Annotated in this window: 1 protein-coding gene and 1 pseudogene; both read right to left on the bottom strand. The window is 69.3% G+C overall.

The genetic code is table 11. The features are described from left to right. A partial coding sequence (locus AB0B02_RS31845) for a beta-ketoacyl reductase (RefSeq protein WP_357306806.1) occupies positions 1–1650 on the bottom strand: 1650 nt, incomplete at its 3' end. A 15-nt stretch (positions 1651–1665) separates the two neighbouring features. Beyond that, a pseudogene (locus AB0B02_RS31840) lies at positions 1666–1764 on the bottom strand (hypothetical protein); the annotation flags it as partial. Between the last annotated feature and the right edge of the window lie 4 nt (positions 1765–1768).

Genomic DNA, 1768 nt, shown 5'->3' with positions numbered 1-1768 from the left:
GGCCAGTCGGTTGCGTAGTTCTACCGCGGTCAGGGAGTCGAAACCGAGTTCGCGGAATGCCCGGTCGGGTGGGATCGCCTGGGCGCTGTCGTGGCCGAGGGCGGTGGCGGCGTGGGCGCGTACCAGTTCGAGGATCTTCTGCTGGCGTTGCGGGCCGGTCAACGCGCGTAGCTCGGCGGCCAGTGTCGAATCGTCGAGTGGCCCGGGTTCGGCGTCGGCGACGGCGGGTTGCGCCTCGGGCAGTCTGGCTAGTAGCGCACTCGGGCGTGCGGAGGTGAACGCTCGGGTGAACTGGGCCCAGTCCACGTCAGCGACGGCGAGGAAGCCTTCACCCTGACCGACCGCCTCGGCCAGGGCCTGCACCGCCCGCTGCGGATCCATGGCCCGCACCCCACGCCGCTGCAACTGCCCGGTGTCGGCCTGCCCGGCCATTCCCTCGCCGGCCCACAAACCCCACGCCACACTGGTCACCGACCGCCCCGCGGCACGCTGCTGAACGGCGTACGCGTCCAGGAACGCGTTCGCAGCCGCGTACACCCCCTGCCCACCACCACCCCACACACCGGCGTTCGAGGAGAACAACACCATCGCGTCCAACCGGTGCTCAGACCCCTCGACCAACAACTCATGCAGGTTACGAGTACCCGCGACCTTCGCCGCCAAGATCTGCTCCGCCACCCCCGGGTCGGTGTCGTCAATGGGCGCGAGCTGACCCACCCCCGCCGCATGCACCACCGCATCAACCGGCCCTACCTCGGACAGGACCGCGGCCAACCCATCACGATCTGCCACATCACAACCCCGCACACTCACCCGGACCCGGCCATCAGCGCTCAGCTCACCGACCAACTCGGCCACACCCGCCCCGTCCACGCCCCGACGAGACACCAACACCACATGTTCCGCACCACGCCCGGCCACCCAACGGGCCACATGCGCACCCAAACCACCAGTGCCACCAGTGATCAACACCGTGCCCCGCGGCTGCCACACCCGCGGCGACTCCTCCACCCGGGCACGCACCAACCTGCGCCCATACACACCACTGACGCGCACCGCGACCTGATCCTGCCCATCCCACCCGGCCAACACGCCGGCACAACGACGCGCCACCGCAGCCGCGTCCCGCGACGCCTCAGGCCACGACAGGGGCAGATCCACCAGACCACCCCACAGACGCGGATACTCCAACGCCGCGACCACACCCAAACCCCACGCCAAAGCCTGCACCGGATCAGCAGGAACATCGAACCGACCAGTACCCACCGCGCCACGAGTGAGCACCCACACCCGCCCCGCGTCGCTACCCGTGTCGATGTCGTGCAGACCCTGCAGCAACGCCAACAACCCCTGCACCGGCGCCCCACCCGGCAGGAACACCACCCCACCCCACCCCGCCCCGTCCAGCCCGGCCACCACCGCCCGCAACGCCGCAGCCACCCCCACCCGGGTGCCGTCAACAGCTACCCGCACCACCCGCGCGCCATGCCCGACCAGGACCTGCTCAACCAGCCCGACCCACCCCAACCCACCATCATCATCAGCCACCAGATCCGCGCCATACACCACAAGCCAGTTACCGTTCAGCGCCGCTTCAGGACCACCGGTCAACGGCTCCCACACAACCCGATACCGCCACGCGTCAACCAACCGCCGATCCTCACGAGCCCGCTGCCACGCCACCAACCCCGGCAAAACCATAGCCACACCCTGCTCATCCACCCCCCAAGCAGCAGCCAAAGCCCCCACATCACCCCGCTGCACCACC

The sequence above is a fragment of the Micromonospora sp. NPDC049240 genome, assembly GCF_040647835.1.
Lineage (GTDB): Bacteria > Actinomycetota > Actinomycetes > Mycobacteriales > Micromonosporaceae > Micromonospora.
This window is presented reverse-complemented; position numbering and strand designations above follow the sequence as displayed.